Source organism: Pseudoalteromonas sp. ESRF-bin5 (assembly GCF_002632075.1).
In the GTDB taxonomy this organism is placed as follows: Bacteria; Pseudomonadota; Gammaproteobacteria; order Enterobacterales; family Alteromonadaceae; genus Pseudoalteromonas; species Pseudoalteromonas marina.
Window position 1 is genome coordinate 1 of the sequence record NZ_NTLW01000037.1, and the last position, 2,750, is coordinate 2,750.

A 2,750-nucleotide genomic window follows, 5' to 3' on the forward strand; every position below is an offset into this window, starting at 1 on the left:
GTGTTTAAAATTACAGATGGCGTAGCCAACAAAATAGAAGTACATGTTGCAAGCAGAAATAACGGTTGGGTAGCTATTGATGAAGGCTTAACCGATGGCCAGCAAATTATTACTGAAGGGCTGATTAAAATTCGCTCGGGCAGTAAAGTTAGCGTTAAGGGGTAATACGTGAAAATTACCGACACTAGCGTTAAACGCCCCGTTTTTGCGATTGTAATTAACTTATTGCTACTAACCTTTGGTTTAGTAGCATTTAGTATGTTACCGCTACGCGAATACCCTGACATTGAAACTCCGATTGTAAATATTAGCACCTCATATACCGGGGCATCAGCGGAGATAATCGAAACTAAAATAACCCAAGTTATCGAAAACCGTATATCGGGTATTGAGGGTATTAAAAGTATTAATTCGTCGAGCCGTAATGGTCGCTCAAACATTACTATTGAATTTAATATTAGCCGCGATATAGATGCAGCATCTAACGATGTACGTGAACGTGTTGCACGTGCACTCGACAGCCTACCTGAGCAAGTTCGTCCGCCTGAGGTATCTAAATCAAACAGTGATGAAAGCCCTATTGCATGGTTTGTGCTTAATAGTGAAACCATGGACTCATTACAGCTTTCTGATTATGCACAGCGCTTTATTGTTGACCGCTTAGCCGTTGTGGATGGCGTATCTAATGTGCGAATTGGCGGCGAGCGTCAATACGCTATGAAAATTTGGTTAAACCGCCAAGCAATGGCTGCGCGCGGCATAACTTCAAGCGACATAGAAAACACTCTGCGCACAGAAAATGTTGAGTTACCTGCTGGTGAAATTGAATCAATTGATCGCGACTTTACGGTACGTACGGCCCGAAGCTACAAAGATCAGCGCGACTTTAAAAATTTAGTTATTAAACGCGGTGAAGATGGCTATTTAGTTCGCCTTGGCGAAGTAGCCGATGTTCAACTAGAGGCCGCCGACGACGAAAGTTTGTTCCGTGGTAACGGCCGCAACATGATTGGCCTGGGTATTGTAAAACAAGCTAAAGCAAACACATTAACCGTGGTAGACAACGCACGAAGTGAGCTTGAAAAAATCAAACGAAACCTACCTGAAGGCACAACAATTCAAGACAGTTACGACTCGTCTGTATTCATTAAAGAATCGATTAGCGAAGTATATAGCACGCTTGCCATTTCAATGGGCTTAGTTGTTTTAGTGATATTTTTGTTTTTAGGCAACATTCGTGCAACGCTTATTCCCGCTGTTACCGTACCGGTAGCTTTGGTAGGTAGCTTTATGTTTTTGCTCGCTATGGGGTATTCAATCAACTTGCTAACACTACTTGCGTTAGTACTTGCCATTGGTTTAGTTGTTGATGACGCTATTGTAATGCTTGAAAACATTCACCGCCGCATAGAGCTTGGCGAGCCACCATTACTTGCAGCGTATAGAGGCGCACGAGAAGTTGGCTTTGCAATTGTAGCAACTACACTTGTGCTTATTTCGGTGTTTGTTCCTTTAGTATTTATGGATGGCCGGATAGGCGCGTTATTCACCGAATTTGCAATGGCTGTAAGCGCAGCTGTTTTTTTCTCAAGTGTAACCGCGCTTACGCTTGCACCAGCATTGTGTTCAAAAGTTCTAAAAAGCGCCGACAAGCCTAATAAATTCAGCCAATGGATGGACCACCAGTTTACTAAATTAGAGCGCAGTTACCGTAATTCACTTTCAACAAATATGACCAAAAAATGGGGCTTGTTAGTCAGCTTAGTTTTAGCGGGTTTTGTGAGTTATTCACTGTTACTGCAAGTGCCATCAGAGCTAACACCTAAAGAAGACCGCGGCACCTTTTTCATTATGATGAGCGGGCCTGAGGGTGCTAGCTACGAAAATAATGCCGCCAATATGGCAAAAATTGAAGAACGCCTTATGCCTTACTCTGAGTCTGGCGAGCTAAGCCGTGTGCTTGTTCGTGTTCCTGGCTGGGGCGGTAGCGGCGGTGTTGCTATTGTTGGTATGGCTGATTGGGACAAACGCAAGCGCTCTACGTGGGAAGTAATGGATGAAATTAGTGGCAAAATGCGCGAAGTCACCGATGTACGTGCGTTTGCTATTATGCGCCGAGGTATTGGCGGTGGCGGTTCATCTCGCCCTATTGAATTTGTTCTACAAGGTAATGATTATGCTCAGCTTGCCGATTGGCGTGACCGCATTATTAAACGTGCAGAACAAAACCCAGGCCTTGTTAGAATCGATCACGATTACAAAGAAACATTCCCACAGTTTTTAGTAAGCATTGATAAAAATAAAGCGGCCGATCTAGGGGTGTCTGTGTCTGATGTTGGTCGTACACTCGAAACCATGCTGGGTCAGCGTCGTGTGACAACCTTTATAGATAGAGGTGAAGAATACGATGTCATTTTGAAAGGTACAAAAGAAGACTTTAATAACCCGACCGATATTTCAAATATATACCTTAAATCACGCAGTGGTGAGCTGGTTCCGCTAGACAGCCTAATAAGCTTAAAAGAAGAGGCTACAGCCTCACGCTTAAACCGTTACAACCGTATGCGCTCAATAACCTTAAGCGCAAACTTAGCCGATGGTTACACACTCGAACAAGCACTTAACTTTTTAAACAATGTTGCCGCAGAAGAAAACGACATTGACGGCGCAATAGACTACAAAGGTGAATCTCAGCTTTATTACGAAGGCGCATCAGCAATGACCTACGTATTTGTATTAGCGCTAACAGT

At 43.6% G+C, this 2,750-nt stretch carries 1 protein-coding gene and 1 pseudogene; both read left to right on the forward strand.

Going from position 1 to position 2,750, the window contains the following annotated elements; translation table 11 throughout:
• Positions 1-165, forward strand: a pseudogene (locus BCG07_RS00925) (efflux RND transporter periplasmic adaptor subunit); the annotation flags it as partial.
• Between the two features lie 3 nt (positions 166-168).
• Positions 169-2,750, forward strand: a 2,582-nt coding sequence (locus BCG07_RS00930; RefSeq protein WP_286888116.1) for an efflux RND transporter permease subunit, incomplete at its 3' end; no start/stop codon positions are given.